The 21,126-nt window shown below is 34.1% G+C and carries 12 protein-coding genes and 1 pseudogene; 12 read left to right on the plus strand and 1 reads right to left on the minus strand.

Going from position 1 to position 21,126, the window contains the following annotated elements:
* The 11 genes and pseudogenes from NW240_RS00010 to NW240_RS00055 all read left to right on the plus strand — a co-directional run.
* The coding region (locus NW240_RS00010; RefSeq protein ID WP_309302385.1) for a LysM peptidoglycan-binding domain-containing protein at positions 1-1,406 on the plus strand (1,406 nt) is incomplete at its 5' end.
* Between the two features lie 162 nt (positions 1,407-1,568).
* Positions 1,569-2,840, plus strand: a complete 1,272-nt coding sequence (gene secY2, locus NW240_RS00015; RefSeq protein WP_258435373.1) for an accessory Sec system protein translocase subunit SecY2 — start codon at positions 1,569-1,571, stop codon at positions 2,838-2,840.
* A gap of 4 nt (positions 2,841-2,844) precedes the next feature.
* Positions 2,845-4,377 carry an accessory Sec system protein Asp1 gene (gene asp1 / locus NW240_RS00020; RefSeq protein WP_258435374.1) on the plus strand — a complete coding sequence of 511 codons (1,533 nt, stop codon included), beginning with the start codon at positions 2,845-2,847 and terminating at the stop codon, positions 4,375-4,377.
* On the plus strand, positions 4,377-5,906 hold the full coding sequence (gene asp2, locus NW240_RS00025) for an accessory Sec system protein Asp2 (RefSeq protein ID WP_258435375.1): 1,530 nt from the start codon (positions 4,377-4,379) through the stop codon (positions 5,904-5,906). The genes asp1 and asp2 overlap by 1 nt, the downstream gene beginning before the upstream one ends.
* Entirely contained in the window at positions 5,906-6,892 is a 987-nt protein-coding gene (gene asp3, locus NW240_RS00030; protein WP_258435376.1) for an accessory Sec system protein Asp3, read from the plus strand. Before asp2 ends, asp3 begins: the two co-directional genes overlap by 1 nt.
* A gap of 4 nt (positions 6,893-6,896) precedes the next feature.
* Positions 6,897-9,260 carry an accessory Sec system translocase SecA2 gene (gene secA2 / locus NW240_RS00035; RefSeq protein WP_258435377.1) on the plus strand — a complete coding sequence of 788 codons (2,364 nt, stop codon included), beginning with the start codon at positions 6,897-6,899 and terminating at the stop codon, positions 9,258-9,260.
* 12 nt (positions 9,261-9,272) lie between these two features.
* On the plus strand, positions 9,273-10,772 hold the full coding sequence (gene gtfA / locus NW240_RS00040; protein ID WP_258435378.1) for an accessory Sec system glycosyltransferase GtfA: 1,500 nt from the start codon (positions 9,273-9,275) through the stop codon (positions 10,770-10,772).
* Positions 10,766-12,121, plus strand: coding sequence for an accessory Sec system glycosylation chaperone GtfB (gene gtfB, locus NW240_RS00045; RefSeq protein WP_258435379.1), 1,356 nt, complete (start codon positions 10,766-10,768; stop codon positions 12,119-12,121). The genes gtfA and gtfB overlap by 7 nt, the downstream gene beginning before the upstream one ends.
* The gene (locus NW240_RS00050) at positions 12,121-12,285 is read left to right on the plus strand and encodes a hypothetical protein (RefSeq protein WP_258435380.1); all 165 of its coding nucleotides are present in this window, start codon (positions 12,121-12,123) and stop codon (positions 12,283-12,285) included. The genes gtfB and NW240_RS00050 overlap by 1 nt, the downstream gene beginning before the upstream one ends.
* A gap of 222 nt (positions 12,286-12,507) precedes the next feature.
* Positions 12,508-12,576: pseudogene (locus NW240_RS08540) on the plus strand (KxYKxGKxW signal peptide domain-containing protein); the annotation flags it as partial.
* A gap of 9 nt (positions 12,577-12,585) precedes the next feature.
* Positions 12,586-18,495, plus strand: coding sequence for an LPXTG cell wall anchor domain-containing protein (locus NW240_RS00055; protein WP_258435381.1), 5,910 nt, complete (start codon positions 12,586-12,588; stop codon positions 18,493-18,495).
* 144 nt (positions 18,496-18,639) lie between these two features.
* On the opposite strand, the gene NW240_RS00060 is transcribed toward NW240_RS00055, so the two are convergent.
* Entirely contained in the window at positions 18,640-20,055 is a 1,416-nt protein-coding gene (locus tag NW240_RS00060) for an aspartate ammonia-lyase (RefSeq protein ID WP_258435382.1), read from the minus strand.
* 115 nt (positions 20,056-20,170) lie between these two features.
* On the opposite strand from NW240_RS00060, the gene NW240_RS00065 reads away from it, so the two are divergent.
* On the plus strand, positions 20,171-21,109 hold the full coding sequence (locus NW240_RS00065) for a LysR family transcriptional regulator (protein WP_258435383.1): 939 nt from the start codon (positions 20,171-20,173) through the stop codon (positions 21,107-21,109).
* Positions 21,110-21,126 lie beyond the last annotated feature (17 nt).

Below are 21,126 nucleotides of genomic sequence, written 5' to 3' on the forward strand. Positions count from 1 at the left end.
GACCATCAGAGAATAAACCAACTAATCCTAAGCCAGAAGAAAAGCCAAGCACGCCATCAGAACCAACGACAAGAAAGACCTACACTGTACGTCCTGGTGATTGGCTAGGTAAAATTGCTAATATGCACGGCATTACCGTGTCTCAATTGAAGTTATGGAATAATTTAAGAAGTGATTTAATTCACCCAGGTAATGTATTGGTAGTGGCTAAAGGAGAAGCGCCAAAAACAGAAAGACCATCAGAGAATAAACCAACTAATCCTAAGCCAGAAGAAAAGCCAAGCACGCCATCAGAACCAACGACAAGAAAGACCTACACTGTACGTCCTGGTGATTGGCTAGGTAAAATTGCTAATATGCATGGTATTACCGTGTCTCAATTAAAGTCATGGAATAATTTAAGAAGTGATTTAATTCACCCAGGTAACGTATTGGTAGTGGCTAAAGGCGAAACAGCAACTTCAATACCAAAGCAGCCATCTAATTCAGATACAGATACACAAGCTAAAGTAAAAACATATGTTGTCAAAAATGGAGATTCTCTGTATTCTGTTGCCAAAAAGTTTGGTGTCTCTATTTCAAATTTAAGAAAATGGAATGAGATGACGTCCAACACACTGTATGTAGGTTACACTTTAATTGTTAATAAAGCTCAGCCTACAGCACCGATTATTCAAATTGAAGATCAAGGAAAGCAATATAGAGAAAATCAATCAATAAAACATACTCCTTATGAATACAATTATCATATTGTCCAAGAAGGAGATAGTTTAGAAACGATTTCATGGCAACATGAAGTCAAATTAAGTGAGTTAAAAAAACTTAATAATTTATCTTCTTCAAATATAAAAATAGGACAAAAGATAATTATTTCTAAAGTTCCTACTCAAGAAAAAGTAAATATTGAGCCAACAGAAGTAACTAATGCTAATGTTGAACGTTTACTAGACATAGCACGTAGTTACTTGGGTGTAACCAAGTACTCACCTGAACACAGAGCACTCGTTGATGCATATAATCGTATTTATCCCAAACCAGTTGGTTATAGTTTAACTTACGATGATGACTGGTGTGACGCTTTTGTTACGCATATAGCAGATGAGGCTGGACTTTCTAGACTAACTGGGCGTGAAGTAGGTGTAGAACGTCATAAAAATATTGTAAAAAATAAAGGAGTTTGGATGGGACTTACAAAACCCAAAGCTGGGGATCTTATCTTCTATAATTGGGATGGATATCGTAATGGTTGGGGACATCATATTGGTATTGTTGAATCCTATAATAACGGCTTGATTACTACTCTTGAAGGTAATACAAGAATCAACGATTCTAAACTGATGGTGGCTCGTAAAGAATTCGCTTGGGATTCTATCTATATTCAAGGATATGGACGTCCACGCTATTAAATTGATCTTTTTAAAAGATCGGACATTTAATTATGTTCGGTCTTTTTTTAATTGGAATTCTTTAAATTTTACAATTATAATCATTAATATGAGATGAATTTAAATTATTTTGAAGTTTACTTATAAAATTGTACTTGTATTTTAATCTAAAGGAGTTTCCAATTGAAATTTTATAAAAATAAAGACGTATTTAAAAAAAGAGGCTTAAATTTACTACTAATACTTCTTTTTTATCGTATAGGTCAACTGATCCCGCTACCTTTTATTGAACCAGAATTTTTAAAACCATTATCAGAAGATTCAACTTATTTAAATCGTATCAGTGAGATGACAGGCGGGCAGTTTGAAAATTTATCACTCTTGTCCCTAGGTTTATCTCCTTGGATGACGACGATGATTATTTGGTATGTGTTCACGATGAATCGTCGTTCAGAATTAAAGCGTTATCCATCAAGGATCTTAGATCGTTATAAGTACAGCCTAGCTTTTTTTCTTTCTATCATACAAGCATGGGCTTTGATTTTAAGGCTCGATGCGCAAGCATGGATCACAGTAAACGGCTTATCAATTACCTTTGTAAAAGTATTTGTAATCATTATTTTAACAGCAGGGGCTTTTCTAATGATCTGGTTAGCTAACTTAAACTCACGCTATGGTATTGGAGGATTAGCGAGTTTGATATTGGTAAATATTTTGATGCGACTAATAACAACATTCAAAGAAATGGCTAATATACTGTTAGAACAAAACAACCTAGCTCTGCTATTGACGATAATCGTTTTATCAATTAGTTTAATTCCTTTTTGGATAATCATGGATCGAATAGAGATACAATATCGCCTCAAACGGCCGATGATAAATAATGAATTTGCTCAAAATGTTTTCGTTCCAATAAAACTAAATACAGCCGGAGCCATGCCAATTATGTTTGCCTATTCCTTTTTTATGTTACCTCAAAATATTTTGAAGATACTCAGTCGAATCTTTCCAAAAAATAATGAATTTGCTTCAATAGGAGAAAATTTAACTTTAAATCATCCATTTGGCATTTTTATTTATTTGATATGTCTATTACTTTTGATTATTGCTTTTGCATTTATTCAATTTAACCCTGATGACTTAAGCGATAAATTATTGAAGAATGGGGATTATATCATTAATTTGCGGCCAGGAAAGACCACCAATCATTTTTTAATGAGACAATTAATCAAATACTCTTTAATAGGTGGAGTGTTTTTGATAATTATAACGGTTGCTCCTTTAATAGTGGCTTTGAGGCTTGAAGAATTGAACAGTTTTTCAATGCTACCAGGAACGATGTTCATAGTCGCTTCTTTAAGTTTAACAATAATCGAAGAAATGCAACTTTATCGAGTGATTCATCATTATAACCCCCTGTTTCCTCTGGAAACTAACATTAATAAGAAAGGATAAATCAATGTATTTCTTAGTTTCTTCTTGGTACCACAAAATTGATCCTTGGCAGAGTGTTACTCAACCACATTTTTTTGCTTCGGACTATGAGAATTTTGATGAAATGGTTAGTTTATCGCAAATGATGCTTAGGGAATCAAAAAACTGTCAACTGTGTGTCTTGAATTATCACCCACATCTTAGAACTTTCTTACAAAGGAAAAGTTTACGAGAACTTCCTTATTTCTCTTTTTTTGATTTTATTCAAGGATTTAAAAATGAAACAACTGTACCCTTTAACATTGACAACCTTTTTTTACCTGAAAAAAGTGAAATCCTTTATACTCCTCATAAGACAAGAATTCAAGTAGATAATAAACCCTATATTGACGCTTATTATGGACAATCTGGAACAATTATATATTTAGATTTTTTTGAGAACGAAATTTTTTCTAAACGTATCTATGTGGACGATCGCGGCTATTTATCGATGATAGAAAAATACGAAAACAATCAAGTTATTACCAGAGAATTTTTAGATAAATATGGACAAGTTGTTCTTAAAGAAAATGTATTGTCAATGACTGTTGAATTAGCTAATAAAATAGCAGGACTACAAACTGTGTATTCTTCTATGACAGAATTAATGGCTGAAGTGGTTAAAAAACTAACAAAAGAATATTTAGACCCGGATGATATCATTGTTGTTTCTTCTGCTTATCAGCACGACAATTTTTTTCAAGACTGTCCACAAAAAATAATCTATACAATCAATCAACAAAAAGTAGATCAGTTAATGAGTGAACAAGTACTAACTTATTTGAATCGGCAACTAATAATTGTTGATTCAGAAGTCACAAGACACCTACTGACATCAAAAATTACCAGTAATTTTCCCAACCAAAAGGTTCCTCAATTACTGATGATTCCACCTTTTGATACAAGATTTTCTTTAGGAATTAGTTCACAATTAAGCGAAATGAAAATCCTAGTTATGATGGATGATCTAGAAGAAGAATGGTTAAAAGGCCTTTTGCTAGTTTTTGAAAAATTATTAAGTCAAAACAGATTACTTCGTTTGCAATTTGTTTCTTTAATTAATCATTCACCTTTTAAAAAAGAAGTTGAACAATGGATGCTTGAGCGACAGATTGAATTTAATGACTATATGAAGAATGATTTTGAAGATTTTGTTGAAACGGATATATTCTTAGTCGCAGAGTGGCTAGATTTAAATCAAGAAGAGACTTTAATGGCTTGTATTAATGAAGCGCGAATCGTAGTTGATCTTAGCGAGAGGCCAAATCTTTTTGTCGAATTAGCTGCAATAAGTTGTGGAATACCTCAAATTCACCGAGTGGAGACCGGATTTGTGATTCAAGATAAAAACGGTTGGATCATTCAATCTTCTGAGGAGTTAGTGGCTGCCATTCAATATTATTTAGAAGAAATTACGCATTGGAATCGAGCTTTAATTGAAAATGTTCAAATGATTGAGAAATATCAAAGTGATAAGATATTGAATAATCTACAACAGGCAATTGAGGAGAATAAGTAATGGTAAAAAAAATTAACGTTCTTCAAATAGGTTTTATTGAATGGGAATTGCCAATCGGACAATGGCATTTATTCGATTGGAATTTTGTGATGCTCCCAATAGACAAGAATGTTATTGAGGAAGCAGTAGCAGGAAAGTCTTTTGATTTGGTGATTATTGAAGGTCAAGTTGCAGATGGTATGTTAGAAATACTGTCCAAATGTACAGAACCTTATCGATTATGGGTTGATTCATCAACTTTAAAAGAAGCTAGTCAATTGTACGAGAACTATCTAAAGAGAAAAGTGGCAATCTGCAAAGACTTTAATGATAAACAAAGTATTTTTGATGAGATTCTCCATAGTTACTTCCATCGACAATATGGAGAAAAGTTAAAAAATCATGCGATGAAAGTCTCTCCAAATTTTAAAGGTAAGCAGTTTTTTTATGGGAACAATTCACTTTTTCTAGCAGGTGATTTTTCAAATGACTATCAACAAATCATTACATGGAAACAATTTATTAGAAAAGATGACTATCGTAACATTGATTTATGGTTAGAATTCACCTGTGACAAAGAGGTTCAAGTTTATTTAAAAGTTTTTGAATGGGAGTCACAATCGGGAAAAATGTTGAATCAATTTGAATTTGATCTTGATGATGCTCGTTTGAAGACTGTCCGAAGTTCAAAATATTCTGAAGTAACCTATTTATCTGTTTCTTTAATGGCAAAGGGCCATGGAAAGCTTTCAGTAGGAGCGTTACACTGGAGGCATAGTCGCGAGAATCAATCTACTTTAATTCCTGGAGGCAAACGCTATTTTGATCAAAATCGAGAAGAGATTTTATATTATTTTTCTCCAGGCAATTTAAAGCCTCCTTTAAACATTTATTTTTCTGGATATCGTCCAGCTGAGGGTTTTGAAGGTTATGGAATGATGAAAGGTCTGAAGCATCCTTACTTATTATTGAGCGACCCACGAGTAGAAGGGGGAAGTTTTTATATAGGGAGTAAAGAGTATGAAGAAGGGGTTCTTGCCATCATAAAAGAACATATAGAGCTTCTGGGCTTTTCGAATCACCAAACCATTTTTTCTGGTCTTTCAATGGGAACATTTGGCGCACTTTATTATGGAAGTCAGTTTTCTCCTTATGCAATTATTATTGGGAAGCCAATTATTTATTTATCTTATGTAGCAGAGCGCATCGTCTTAGAACGACCAGACGAATTTTATACAATCTTGGATGTCGCTTTAAAAAATAAATATCGATTAGAGAATTCTCAAGTGAAAGATTTAGATCGGATTCTTATGCAAAAAATTAAGGCTGCTGATCTTTCTCAAACGACATTAGCAATCGCTTATATGTTGCATGATGATTATGATGATCGTGCACTTTCTTCACTTTTAATGGGATTACAAGATCAAAACACGCACATCATAAGTAGAGGTTTTGAAGGTAGGCATAACGATAATTCACCAGCCATCAACCGCTGGTTTTTAAGTCAATATCGTCGACTTTTAAAGGAAAGTTACGGGAGGGGTATGTAATGCAGTCGCATAAAATTTTTTGGGGCCCCTTACAACCAGAAACCTTCATGTATGGTAGTGTGATAAAAAAGAAAAGTAATCATGGTATTTTATTTAATAATTCTGATTTACCTTCTGGAACCATTATTCATCAGTGGTCTTCTAAATCAGACTATTTTGTTTATAAAGAAGTACCCTTGTTACCCCAATTACAAACCAATCAATCTTATTGTTTGAAGATAATAGGGCAGCCAACTCCGGCAGGTACAACTTATATCAGGATTAAGTTCTTTGGTCCAATGGATAAACTGATTGACCAGATATATAGTAATGATTTAGAGGTTTTGTTTAAATTTCCAACAGGAACTATTCATTATAAAATTGAGTTAATTTATGCTGGCTTTAAATCTTTTGACTTTGATTATCTCTACCTTACTAATCAAGAGCTAGATGCTAACCAGGTTAATGTTTTCGAATATAAAAATTTATCACAGTCTTTACTAGATGGTAGAGAAATTGTTGCCAAAACAAAGCGCCCTTTAAAAATTATTTTTGAAGAACCTTATTTTCGAAAGCAATCTTTATACTATGATTTTCAAGCTCAAAATGCCTGCTTAATCAAGTCGCCAGCTAGGACACTTGAGGAATATTTAAATGATCCATACATCAATTGGATTGGAAAAATTTTAAACCGTCTTCAGAAAAATCAATTAGCTATTGAACTCGTTGGATATGGACCCATTAGTAACTTTGTAGCCTTATATTTTGCTAATCGTTATTCTACAAAAACAGTATGGTTGAATTCCTATATGCTAAATAAGCAATCCTATCAAAGGATGTTAGTGGAAAAGACAGCGATTGATGTTGAAGAAATCTTTTCTTTAGATAACCTACGAACTAAGAATTACCAAGAAGATATGCAGATTACTGAAAATTGGAAAATTCTATCTTATTACATTGATTTTTCTAAAACGCTTGATGAATTATTGAAAAAAGTGAGTGATTGAGTATATGTTTAAAAAGTTGAGTCTCAATCAATGGAGACTAAACAAACTAAATAAAGTCTTAAAGCAAGTCAATGACCTTCAAGAAGAGATGAGAGGATATTCAGATCATCAATTACAAGCACAAACCATCAAGTTAAAAAAGTTGATTAAGCAAGGTTCAACTTTAGACCAACTTTTACCACAAGCATTTGCAACAATTCGAGAAGCGGCTTACAGAGTTTTGGGTATGTTTCCCTATGATGAGCAGGTTCTTGGAGGGATTGTCATGCATCAAGGGAATATTGCAGAAATGTTGACAGGCGAAGGCAAGACACTTACCGCCATTATGCCTCTATACTTAAATGCACTGACAGGTAAGGGGGCAATGTTAGTTACGGCCAATGACTATTTAACCGTTCGAGATGGAGAAGAAATGGGGGCCGTTTTTAAATGGTTAGGATTGACTGTAGCCATTGGGGTTAAAAGATCTTCAAGAGATCCCGATTTTACGCCCAAGCAAAAAAGAGCTATCTATCAATCCGACATTGTTTATACAACTTATGGTACTTTAGGCTTTGATTATTTGATTGAAAATTTAGCCAGTGAACCAAGCAAACAATTTTTGCGCCCTTTTAATTATGTGGTTATTGATGAGATTGATTCCGTACTGCTTGACTCCGCTCAAATGCCTTTAATTATATCTGGAGCTCCACGTGTACAATCAAATTTATATAAGTTAACGAATCAGTTCATCGAATTAGTCGATGATAATGATTTTGAAATGAGTGAAGAGGAAGATCAGGTATGGTTCACAGACCAAGGAATTTCAAAAATTGAAAAGTTTTTCAACATTAAAAACCTATATGAAGCTTCTAATTATGAATTGAACCGTCATTTGCTTTTAGCTTTAAAAGCCCATAAACTTTTTCATTTAAATAAACACTATATTATTCGTAAAGATGAAATCTATTTACTTGATCAGACTTCAGGACGTGCACTAAGTGGAACTAAATTACAAGCTGGACAACATCAAGCAATTGAGAGTAAAGAGCAATTAGAAATTTCAGAGGAAAAGCGGGCAATGGCTTCAATTACCTATCAAAATCTTTTCCGTAAATTCAACAAGATGTCAGGAATGTCAGGGACAGTTAAAGTAGCTGAAGCAGAGTTTAATGAGATATATGGTATGGATGTCATTGTGATACCTACACATAAGCCGGTTCAGCGTAAAGATTTAGCTGATCGTATTTATCCAGATTTAGAGAGCAAGATTCGTGCCTCTATGAGATTAATTATTGATGAGCATCACAAGGGGAGACCCATTTTAATCGCTGTAGGTACGGTAAATATGTCTAAAATATACTCTAACCTTCTCTTAAATGAAGGAATTGCTCACAATGTTTTAAATGCCTATCATGCTGCTAAAGAGGCTGAAATGATAAAAAGGGCTGGCCAAAAATATGCCGTTACTATTGCAACCCCAATGGCAGGAAGAGGAACCGATATCAAATTGAGTCCAGGAGTAGCGGAACTAGGTGGTTTATTAGTCATTGGAACTGAAAAAATGCCATCAAAACGTACGGATCTTCAATTAAGAGGACGGGCAGGTAGGCAAGGAGATCCAGGTGAAAGTATCTTTTTCGCTAGTTTTGAAGATGAATTGATTCGTCGGTGGGGCTTGGATTTAGAGGCTAAACATTCAAGTGTTTTTAAAAATAAAAAATTGTTTCGAAAATCTCAACTTCAAAAACGTATTGATTTAGCTCAAGAAGCGAGTGATTCCTTTTCAAAAGAAAGGCGTCAACAAGCATTGTATCTTGATGAAAGTTTATCCTTTCAGCGAGATTATATTTATCAGCAAAGAGATCTTTTTCTGGATGAAAACTATCGGATCTCACTCGATTATTTAGTGGAAATCGCCAATGTCTATCTAGATGACTTTATCAAAGAATACCAAATCGACTCTTATACATTGATGCGTTTTATTGCAGAGCACTTGAGTTATCAGCAACAAAAGATTCCTGAAACCATATTAAATATTGATAGTAATGATTTAAAAAAATTTTTATTAGGACTATTTGTTCAAGAATTAAATAGAAAAAAGACTTTGCTAAATGATGAGACATCATTTCAAGCCTTTATGAGAAAAGCAATTCTTAAAGCAATTGATGAAGGGTGGATTGAACAAGTAGACTATCTGCAACAGTTCAAACAAGTCGTAGGGATGCGTCAGTTAGCTCAAAGAAATATTTACTTGGAATATCACAAGGAAGCTTTAGAAGCTTACAATAAAATGCAACGATTGATTTATAAGAAAATCATTCAATTTCTTTGTTTGAGTAATATTGAATATAATGAAGATAATGAAGCTGTAGTTATTTTTACTTAATGAGGAGATATTATGACAATTTATAATTTTAATATGGGAATAGGGTGGGCAAGTTCAGGAGTCGAATATGCCCAGAGTTATCGAGCGCAAGCTTTCGAAAAATTAAAGGTAGATAACAAATTTATTTTCACAGATTTAATTCTAAATGAGAATATTATTCATTTAACCAATAATATGGGTTTTAAAAAAGAACATATTATTTGGCTGTATCAATTCTTTTCAGATATTCCTTTAACAGAAACTACCGTCACCGTGGAGCAAATTCTAAGTCAATTTAATGAGCGACCTATCCGACAAGAAAACGGACGAAATTATAGTCGATTTTACTTTAATGAAGAGGGAGACTTTATTACTTGTTATTTTGTTAAAGGATCGGATCAAATGGTTCATCGAACCGAAGTGGTTACCAGACACTGTCTCATTAGAAAGGACTTTTATTCGGACCAAAAATATCTTTGTGAGTATTACATTCCTCATGAAGGTCGGGCGACTGTTTATTATAGAAGATGGTTAAATTCAAATGGACAAACGGCCTTGGAAGAAATTGTGAATGATAAAGAATCATTGTACAGAGTTAATTCTCACACCTTTTATTCCAAGACGGACCTAGTGGCCTATTTTATTAGCTGCTTGAAATTGACCAATGACGATATAATCATTATTGATAGAAGTAATCAAATAGCACCTGCTGTCTTTGCTAATCACGGACAAGCTAAAATTGGGATTGTCGTTCATGCAGATCATTTTAGTGAGCCCTCCACTAATGATACGACTATTTTATGGAATAATTATTACGAATATGAATTTCATTATATTGATGAAGTCGATTTTGTGATTTGTGCAACGCAGCCTCAAACGAATCTTTTGAAAGAGCAATTTTTACATTATAAAAACAAGCAGCCTAAAATATATACCATCCCTGTTGGCAGTTTAGATAAGATTCACTATCAAGAAGAAAGAGTGCCTTATTCTTTAATTACTGCCTCTCGTTTAGCTAAAGAAAAACATATTGATTTGCTTATAGAGGCTGTGGTTGAAGCTAGAAAAGCATTCCCTCAAATCCATTTAGATATTTATGGAGAAGGTGGAGAAAGGGAGGATTTAACTAACTTGATAAGCCAGCATAATGCTGGGGAGTATATAAAATTGAGAGGTCACCAAAATCTTACAAGAATCTATAAAGATTATGAAGCTTATCTTTCTGCTTCAATGTCTGAAGGATTTGGACTGACTTTAATGGAAGCCTTAGGCTCTGGTTTGCCAATCATTGGTTTCGACGTTCGATATGGCAATCAAAACTTCATTAAAGATAATTGCAATGGTTATCTCTTAAATCTTGGAGATCGAAGTAAGAAACATTATGTAGAAGTCCTTGTCAATGCAATTAAAATGCTGTTCAATCAAGATAGAGTAAAACTTAGAAGTTGTTCTTATCAATTAGCTCAAAATTATACACTTGAATCCGTTTCGAAATTATGGAGTCAATTAATAGAGGAGGTCAAGAATTGCTAAACCTATTTGATAATTACTCTAAAGATTCTAGAAAATTACAAGAAACCTTGTGGAATGCGGGTTTTCATCATCCCACTCTTGTTTTAGATGAACAAGGTGATTTGCCAGAAGGCGTATTTAATATCTTTCATTATTTTATGGGAGAGTTAACAGACGGACTTGAAAGAATCAAAAAACAAGGACTCGGACGTCCACGGTATTTTAATGAGATTCCGATTCAGAAATATTGGGAAATAGCTGGAGACAATCAAAGTGCGACCATTAAAGATGATTATCGCCTTAGAGCAAAGATTTTTTATCACTATCCTCATCATTTACGCCAAGTTAAAAATGTGGATTGGTACGATGAGCAAGGGAATGTTCGTTATATAGATAGTTATAATCAGTTTGGTCGGCTATATAGCCAAATTATATTTAATGATAAAAAAGAACCTCTCGCAACAAGCTACTATGATTTGAATGGTAAAGAAGTTGTGGTTGAAAACCATGTTACTAAAAGTTTGATTATTAGTTATAAAGAAAAAGAATATTTATTCGAAAACCGCTTAAGAGTCATTCTTTTTTTACTGTCAGAATTAAATTTATGGCAAGAGGATATGTTATTTAACTCCCTCCATTGGAGTTTTATGATAGCCAATCAAAGGCAAGGAAAGGCTAAAAACTTTCTTTTTTGGCAAGAGGGTAAAAGAGAAAGTCTTCCTGGAAACATGGAAGTTTTGCTTTCTTCTCAAACTCATCCAGGATTTGTCATAATACCGAACGAGCCCGTCTATCATCAGATGGTTCAACTTAGTCCTGAAGAATGGCAATCTAAATTTTATCAAGCAGGATATGTCTATCAATATAAACAAAAGGCAAAGAGTGGTAAAAACATTTTAATTTTTACCAACACAGATCAGATACAAGATATTAGAGAAATTATACAAGCATTACCACAAGCACATTTCCATATTGCGGCACTGACAGAGATGTCTAGTAAGCTCATGCAGCTTGATCGATTCGCGAATGTCAGACTTTATCCAAATGTTACTCCAGAGCAAATAGATGAGCTCTGGGAAGAATGTCAAATATATCTTGATATTAATCATGCCAATGAGATTTTAAATGCGGTTGAAGAAGCTTATCTAAACCAATTATTGATATTTGCGTTTGAAGAATTAGGTCATAATATGACTTATGTGGCAAAAGAGCATCGCTATAAAATCATGAATGTTAACGGAATGGTTCGTCAACTTGAATCAGTTTTACTTGATGAGAGTAAGTACTTTGAGGCACTTGATAAACAGCACCTTCAAGCGGATTCAATCTCACGCCAGCAGTTTAATAATGCATTAAGGAATGATGTCTAATGGGGGACAAAAAAAGTTTAGAAAAAATTATTGAAGCTGATATAAAAAAAGAAAAGATTCATAAAAGCAATGACGAAAAAAAGAAGAAACGCCCTTTAGCAAATATGTTTATGATAATGTTTATTCTGACAGTAGTAACATCTATGATTATTAGATTTTTTTAATAAAAATCTTATGGTAATTATATTTAAAGAGATAAGTCTACATTCTAAATTTTAAGCTCTGACAAATATGCGAACATTAAATGTAATTATTGTGGAATTTCAAGAAAAAAGACTATTTTATTTGTTAAAATTTTTGTGTTTAATTATAATTTTAGTAGCATCGTTATATTCGATTCTCAAAATATGGAATGGAGCGGTAAAATGAAGAGGAAATTTCCAGTGATGGATCGGAAGGAAAGGTTTAAACTATATAAATCTGGGAAAAAATGGATTAAGTCGGGTTTGTCGAGAATAAGTTTCATGAACTGTGCAATGGATGAAGAATTAAATGTCTCTGAGGAATTCACAGATCTTTCGAAAAATATGATGAAAGGTATTGTTTCTTTTGGAGCCTTGCTTGGTGGTGGGGCATTAATACCAGATGATACTGCTTATGCTATGGATATGGAAGAAGATGTTTTAGCTACTGCTGAGTCCATGATATTACCTCAAACTTCTAATTCAGATTCGACTGAACAGTTGACTTCAACTGCAGAAGCTATCGAAATTTCCAGTGAGACAATATTTGAAAAGGAGACGAAATCTCTTACTGAAAAGGAATTTTCTTCTTCTGAAGAAAAAGAAAATTCATCTTTAAGTACAAGTAGTCAATCTTTAGGGTCAGATAGTAAAGTTGATTCTGAAAGTTTATTTAACTTTAAAAGTCTATCTAAGTCTGAAAGCTTGGTTAAATCTGCTAGTACTTCTACATTAAAAAGTGAATCGCTTTCTTTAGAGGAGTCAGAAGCAGATTCTCTATTAGCATCTGATAGCGAGTCTGAAGTAGATTCTCAGAAGGCCAATGATTCAAAACTTTTATCAGAATCATTAAGTTTGAGTCAATCTAATTTAGGAAGTGAGTCTCAGCAATCAGATTCTTCTGATTCTAGCAATAGTGATTCTAATGACGAGATTCAGTCACTCTCATTATCGGATAGTGTCTTAGATAGTTTAGCTACCAGTGAATTTGAATCAGTTAGTGAAAGTATATCCGTTGCTTTAAGTCAATCACCTGCTAGCAATCAGTTTTTTTCAGTTAGAAGTTCTGATATGAACTTACGAGCTTTTGCGACTTTAGCTAATCCAATTACCGATGTTTATACAGGTGAAGGGCTAGATACAACTTATAATGTACCCATTTACTACATTTTAAAAGTAACCAGTAATGGTGAGAAGTTAGATTTCGTTTATACTGTTACTTATGATAATCCTGCGACAACTGAGATAGAAAAGTTATCATCCGGTAGCTTAGGATACTCAATTAGTAATACAAGTACAAGTAATAACCCAATGATAAAACTAGGTTCTGGTTTACAAAAACCAGACTCTGTTAAGACAGATCTTACTGACACCAATGGAAATGTTGCTTTGCTTGGTGTCAGCAAGAATATGGATAATGTTCAAGATGGTTATTCATGGTCTACAGGTTTTTCAATGAATGGATACTATGCAAGACGTGGATATGGCTTAACAACGACCTTTTCAGCTCCAATTGTTGGTGGGGATACTGAGTGGACTTTTAATCCTTTTGCTGCACGTAGTTCTGATTCACCAAACTATTTTGAAAATGTTGATACAGTGGTAGGCTATGACCCGGTTGCATCGACTTCCACGAGTAACTCAGTGAGCAATTCAATATCATCAAGTAATTCTATAAGTAGTTCTAAGTCTTTAAGCAATTCAATCAGTGGCTCAAATTCTTTAAGTAAAAAAGCGAGTGACGCATTATCTACTAGTATTTCTAAATCGGCTAGCACATCAGTAAGTACTTCGAATTCAATTAGTAGTTCAATCAGTGGCTCTCTATCGGATAGTCTATCTACTAGTAAATCTAACTCAATTGTTGATTCTGATAGTGTTTCAAGGTCAACGAGTCTATCGACTAGCTTGTCAAATTCATTAAGCAGTTCAATCAAAAACTCATTATCCACTAGCACTTCAACAAGTGTGTCTAAATCGACGAGCGGCTCGAAGAGTATTTCTGATTCAACAAGCGTGTCGATTAGCAATTCAATTTCTTTAAGTGCTGCAACAAGCACTAAAATATCAGAAAGTGTTTCCACTAGTACATCCACTTCAATAAGTGCTTCTAAGAGTGTTTCTAATTCTTTAAGTGACTCTGTAAGTGGTTCGCTTTCTTTAAGTTCCTCTTTAAGTAATTCCTTGTCTAAAAGCATTTCAATTCGTACCTCTGAATCTACTAGCGAGTCAGTCAGTCTCTCAACGAGCCTAAGTGAATCTAAAAGTGAATCGACATCTTTAAGTTTCTCATTAAGTAAATCTTTATCGGCAAGTGAATCTACTAGCTCATCTGACTCTCTAAGTATTGCAATAAGTAGTTCAGAGTCTTTAAGTAAGTCTGCTGTTGATTCTACTTCATTAGACGATTCAACAAGCTCATCTATTTCAAAGAGTCTTTCAGAAAGTAATTCGTTATCTCTGATTAAATCAACTTCTTTATCTAAATCTATGAGCAATTCAAAAATTGAATCGGCCTCGTTGAGTGAAGTTGTCAGTGATTCACTATCAACTAGCGATTCGAAGAGTACCTCACTATCAACCAGTATTGTTGCCTCTGATTCGCTCTCGGCTAGCAAATCTACAAGTGATTCGAAATCTTTGAGTAATTCGCTAAGTCAATCAGTTTCAGCAAGCACATCAACATCACTATTGGAATCAGAAACCCTTTCAGATGAAATCAGCTTGTCTAGCAGTACTTCGACATCGTTGAGTGCTTTAGAAAGTGAGTCACTGTCTAAGAAAAATTCGCAGTCAATCAGTACTTCAGAAAGTGATTCTCAATTCATTAGTGACTCCATTAGTCAGTCCAAGAGTAAGTCAGTAAGTTTATCTATAGTAAATAGTAAGTCAACAAGTGACTCTCTATCTACTAGTCTTTCTAAAAGTGCTTCAGAATCCTTATCATCTTCGAAGATACTGTCAGAATCAATCAGTGATTCAATAAGTCTCTCAACTTATTTAAGTGACTCCATTAGCGATTCTCTGTCTGTGAGTGTTTCTGATAGTCTGTCGACCTCTTTGAGTAAGTCAACAAGTCTTTCTGATTCTGTAAGTACTTCAACAAGTGGCTCTGTGTCAGCAAGTATATCTGATAGACTTTCAACTTCAGAAAGCAAGTCATTGAGTGAATCGGAATCGGTGAGTGAATCTAATAGTGACTCTTTATCTGAAAGTATTTTTAAATCAGCTGTAATATCAGCAAGCATTTCTGATTCTAAGAGCTTTTCAACAAGTGACTCATTATCTGCTAGTGATTTTATTAGTACATCCTTATCAACAAGTATTTCTAAATCGACTAGCACCTCAATAAGTGATTTCACCTCAACTAGTAGTTCAACCAGTGGCTATCTATCGGATAGTCTATCTACTAGTAAATCTGTCTCGACTTCTGTAAGTACTTCATCAAGTGAGTCTATATTAACAAGTAGCTCTACTAGTCTTTCAATTTCAGAAAGCAAGTCACTAAGTGAATCAGAATCAATGAGCGAATCTACACTTCTAAGTGAGTCCTTAAGCACTTCGCTATCCATGAGTATCTCATCAAGTGTAGCGGTTTCTCTTATAAAATCAGCAAGCATTTCAGAATCCTTAAGTGACTCGATTAGCGAATCGATCTCATTAAAAAATTCATTGAGTAGCTCACTGTCAGATAGTAGTTCATTAAGCACATCAATCTCTTTAATAAAATCAGAAAGTGTCTCAGGATCACTCAGCGACTCTCTTAGTCAATCTGTTGCTTTAAGTGATTCGATCAGTGATTCCATTTCAACTAGCACTTCTTTAAGTGCCTCGACTTCTTTAATCAAATCAGAAAAAGTGTCTGAGTCCATTAGTGGATCGCTTAGTGATTCAGTATTACTCAGTGATTCAATCAAAGCATCACTATCAACTAGTGTATCCAGCAGTGTATCAACATCCATCAGTACATCTGAAAGTGTCTCAGATTCTACTAGTGAATCGATAGTTGAATCATTATCTATAATGGATTCAATCAGTGTGTCTTTATCTGAAAGTATCTCGTCTAGTATTTCAAACTCATTAAGTGAGTCAGAAATCCTTTCAGACTCATACAGTGAGTCAACTAGCCAATCGGATTCTTTAAGTGATTCTAAGAGTAATTCGGTATCTTCAAGCTTTTCTATGAGTACTTCTCTTTCTGCAAAAGAATCAGAAAGTCTATCGACGTCTTACAGTGTTTCAATTAGTGAGTCAATTTCTCTAAGTAATCTCGAGAGTCTTTCAGTCTCAAACAGTGTCTCAGTTTCAGTTGTTAAATCTGAAAGTATAGTAGAGTCTCTAAGTGATTCTATTATTAAATCCAATTCTATCAGTGAATCTATTAGAGATTCATTGTCGCAAAGCAGAAGTCTAAGTGATTCATTATCAAAGGCTAAATCAGAAAGTCTTTCACTTTCCTTAATCGACTCACAAAGTAATTCAAATAGTCTATCGGCTTCATTAAGTGGCTCGTTATCTGAGTCTTTATCTAACAGTCAATCTATTTCTGAAGATGAATCATTGTCTGTAAATGAATCAATTAGCAAATCTTCCTCATTGGTGGGCTCAATAGAAGACTCACAAAGTATAGCTAATAGTAAATCCTTGTCAGAGGCTTCCTTGATAGCTTCTAATTCTGTGAGTGTCTCAAATAGTTTGTCTGATAGTATAAGTAATTCAATCATTGACTCACTTTCTGACAGCATAGCTGAAAGTCAATCATTATCCGAAATAATTTCTTTAAGTGAATCTAAAACTATTAGCCAATCTATTGAAGCTTCAGAATCAGTCAGTGCCGAATTAAGCCAAGATATTTCTAATAGCTTAAGTAGTAGCACATTAGAATCAGAAAAAGAATCTCAAATCATTTCGGATTCAATTCAAGCTTCGGTTTCATCAAGTAAAACTATTAGTGAATCTTTATCTAATAGTATTGCAGAAAGTATTACTGAATCTGAAAAGATGTCAGAGACCATATCTAATTCAATCAGTGGATCTATTAGTACTTCTTTAATGGATAGTCAGGTGATTAGCATCTCACTATCGGATAGCTTAGCTAATAGTAGTTCAACATCTCTAAGTCAATCAATATTTATATCTAATTCGCTCTCAGATTCGACCAGCAACTCTATCAGCTTATCTTTAGTTGATAGTCAGCTAGATGATGATTCTCTATTAGAAAGTTTGTCGAATAGTCTAAAAGAGTCAATTAGTTTATCAAACAGTCTATCTGAATCAATGAAAGAATCACTCAGCAGCTCTTTAGAAACTAGTGAACTGATTAGCCAATCACTCCTGAATAGTGAGTCTAATAGTGACTCAGAATCCGAAAACATTTCTACAAGTTTATCTGATTCTGTAAGTTCCTCAATTAGTACATCTCTGTTAAATAGTCAGTTGAATAGCCAATCGCTTTCAACAAGTGGATCTACAAGTGTGTCAGACTCAGTTAGCATATCATCAAGTCTATCGGATTCGATTAGTAATTCTATAGTTAGTTCATTGGCAGCTAGTCAATCAATCAGCACGTCATTTTCAGCTAGTCAATCGACAAGTTACTCAGGTTCACTAAGTATATCAATAAGTTTATCTGATTCTGTGACTGATTCTATTATGACGTCATTATTAGATAGTCAGTTGGTTAGCAGTTCCTTATCATCAAGTATGTCTAATAGTAGTTCACGGTCTACAAGTACTTCGATTAATATCTCGAACTCTTTAAATGATTCGACTAGCGTTTCTCTATCACTAAGCAATGCAGGCATTGAATGGATTTCTTATAGTACTTCCCTCAGCAATTCCATTAGCGCATCCACTTCTTTAAGTAATTCGATAAGCACTTCGATATTATTAAGTAATGCTGTAGCAACAGATTCAATTTCATTAAGCAGATCAGAGTCTATTAGTAATTCAATCAGCACATCAATCTTATTAAGTGCGGTAGCAGCAAATTCACTTTCATTAAGCAAGATGGTTAGCCAGTCGCTAAGTTCATCAATTTCAGAAAGTCAATCAAATAGTATAGCAAATAGTAATAATCCTGAAAGCAATCTTTTACCTAATACGGGTGAAGATGAGGATTCTTATGGAGCAGCAGGTTCTATCCTATTAGGAATTGGATCTTTCCTAGGTTTATATCGCAAGAAAAAATAGTTAAAAAAATCATATATAAGATTGGTGGATTTTCAAGGCAAACCCCCCCTGTCAGATGACAGAGGGGGTTAAATTAAAATATAATTTAAATTAATACGATGTGTAAGTAAAACCACCTGAAACTCAGGTGGTTTTCTTTTAAATTTATTTATGGCTAATTCCAGGGCTTGTCATTTTTTCTGGAGCTAAAATATTTTCCAATTCTTCTTCATTTAATAAGTTTTCAGATAGGATGATGTCTTTCACACGTTCGTTGTTGTTTAAGGCACGCTTAGCAATCTCTGCAGCTTTTTGGTAACCAATATGAGGAACTAAGGCAGTGATTGTTCCAACGCTTTGATCGACAAGTTCTTGACAGCGATCAGGATTGGCAGTGATATCTGCAATACAATTATCAATAAAGGTTGCGATACCATTTTGAAGAATTTTTATTGATTCAAAAAGTGAATAGAAAATGACAGGTTCAAAAGCATTTAATTCTAATTGACCTGCTTCGACAGACATCGAGATAGTAGTATCATTACCGACTACTCGATAAGTAATTTGACTCACTACTTCAGGAATAACAGGGTTTACCTTGCCTGGCATAATAGAAGAGCCATTTTGCTTTTTAGGTAAATTAATTTCATTAAATCCTGTTTTCGGTCCTGAAGACATCAAGCGTAAGTCATTAGCAATTTTAGAAAGACTAAGAGCGAATGTTCGTAAGACACCTGAAACAGCTGAAAATGAATCAATATGCTGAGTCCCATCTACTAGGTCTTCATTTTGAGTTAATGAGAGATTAGTGATCTCAGCTAGAGTAGGTACGACTTGTTTAACATATTCTACGTCGGCGTTAAGACCTGTACCAATGGCTGTTGCTCCCATATTTACTACTAACATTTCTTCAATTACTTGAGTAAGTCTTTGATGCGAGCGACGTACAGCACTAGCATAAGCTTTAAACTCTTGACCTAGACGAATAGGAATGGCATCTTGCATTTGAGTCCGGCCCATTTTAATAACATCATTGAACTCTAAGGACTTTTGAGTAAGTGCTTTTTCTAAACGTTCCATTTCATTCAAAAGGCCTTGACTTAATTGGTAAATAGTCAATTTACCTGCAGTTGGGATAACGTCATTTGTGGATTGGCCATAATTTACATGGTCATTTGGGTGAACAGGATTGTATTTACCTTTTTCTTTGCCAAGAATTTCATTGGCACGATTAGCAACAACTTCGTTAATATTCATATTCATCGAAGTCCCTGCTCCACCTTGGATAGGATCTACAATAAACTCTTGGTTAAATTCACCTGTAAGAACTTCCTCACAAGCTTTAATAATTGCTTGCATAACTTCTTCACTTAAAAGACCTAATTTACCATTTGTCATGGCTGAAGCTTTTTTAATATAAGCTAAACTTTGGATAAAGATAGGATCGAGTAATTGCCCGGTAATAGGAAAGTTTTCTTTTGCTCGGATGGATTGAACGCCATAATAGGCAGTTTCCGGCACTTGATGAGAACCGATTGAATCAAATTCTTCTCTAAATTCCTTGTTTTCAGGGTTTTTCATGGAATGCCTCCTAAAGTATTAGTATTTCTTGTTTATTATATAATGAAAGGGCTTTAACTTCAACATGGATTGAGTTATACTGGATATAACATAAAATTTATAAAGGGGTGCGGTAATGTTTCACGGAAAAGAATATGTTATGACCGTTTTTGAAGAGCAATCCTTTTCAAAGGCATCAGAACGTTTATTTGTCTCTCAGCCATCACTAAGTGCAAATGTTAAACGGATCGAGAAACGTTTAGGTCATGATATTTTTGATCGGTCGACCATTCCAATCAAATTGACCGAATTTGGTGTGGAATACATTCGTAATGCTAAGGAAATCCAAAGAATAGAAGAAGATTTTCAGCAGTACATATCGAAGGTCGATAATTTACAATATGGACGCATTGCAATTGGCGGAACTAGCCTCTTTGCTTCAATGATTTTACCTAAGTTAATGGCTAAATTTAACGAAGCTTATCCCGAAATTCAAATTGATTTATTTGAAGAAACATCAAGTAAATTAATTGCTTTATTACATGAAGGTGAAATTGATTTACTACTAGATAATACCTTTTTAGATAGCCGTTATTATGATCATTTTCAATTTGTCACTGAATCCTTATTATTGGCCGTTCCTGAAAAATTTCAAGTTAATGATTTGTTAGCAGATTATCAATTAAGCTTAGAGACGATTAAAAAGAATGCTTCAGATTCTATTAGTTTACCGCTTAAATATTTAAAAGAATTTAAAGACGCACCATTTGCTTTCTTAAAAGTAACTAATGATACAGGAGCTAGAGCACGAGCAATTTGTCAAGAAGGTCAATTTGTTCCTAATATCGCTTTTGAAGTAGAACAGCAATTAACTGCTTATAATATTTCTTCATCAGGTATCGCTATTTCCTTCATTGGAGAAGCCTTGATTCAACACATTAGTCATACTGACCAAGTTAAATATTATCGTTTAGAAAGTGAAAATGCTAAGCGACCGGTTAATTTCTATTGGAAGAGAGACCGTTACCAATCAAAAGCTGTGACTGCTTTTCTAGATATTATACGGAAAAAGTAAGAATTTTTTGTAAAGGG

This window comes from Facklamia sp. 7083-14-GEN3, assembly GCF_024742075.1.
Lineage (GTDB): Bacteria > Bacillota > Bacilli > Lactobacillales > Aerococcaceae > Facklamia.

Excerpts from the sequence above, each read along its gene's own strand:
- NW240_RS00050 (WP_258435380.1), top strand. The coding sequence starts at position 12,121 with ATGGGGGACAAAAAAAGTTTAGAAAAAATTATTGAAGCTGATATAAAA.
- asp3 (WP_258435376.1), top strand. The coding sequence starts at position 5,906 with ATGCAGTCGCATAAAATTTTTTGGGGCCCCTTACAACCAGAAACCTTC.
- asp2 (WP_258435375.1), top strand. The coding sequence starts at position 4,377 with ATGGTAAAAAAAATTAACGTTCTTCAAATAGGTTTTATTGAATGGGAA.
- secA2 (WP_258435377.1), top strand. The coding sequence starts at position 6,897 with ATGTTTAAAAAGTTGAGTCTCAATCAATGGAGACTAAACAAACTAAAT.
- gtfA (WP_258435378.1), top strand. The coding sequence starts at position 9,273 with ATGACAATTTATAATTTTAATATGGGAATAGGGTGGGCAAGTTCAGGA.
- NW240_RS00055 (WP_258435381.1), top strand. The coding sequence starts at position 12,586 with ATGAACTGTGCAATGGATGAAGAATTAAATGTCTCTGAGGAATTCACA.
- NW240_RS00060 (WP_258435382.1), bottom strand. The coding sequence starts at position 20,055 with ATGAAAAACCCTGAAAACAAGGAATTTAGAGAAGAATTTGATTCAATC.
- NW240_RS00065 (WP_258435383.1), top strand. The coding sequence starts at position 20,171 with ATGTTTCACGGAAAAGAATATGTTATGACCGTTTTTGAAGAGCAATCC.
- asp1 (WP_258435374.1), top strand. The coding sequence starts at position 2,845 with ATGTATTTCTTAGTTTCTTCTTGGTACCACAAAATTGATCCTTGGCAG.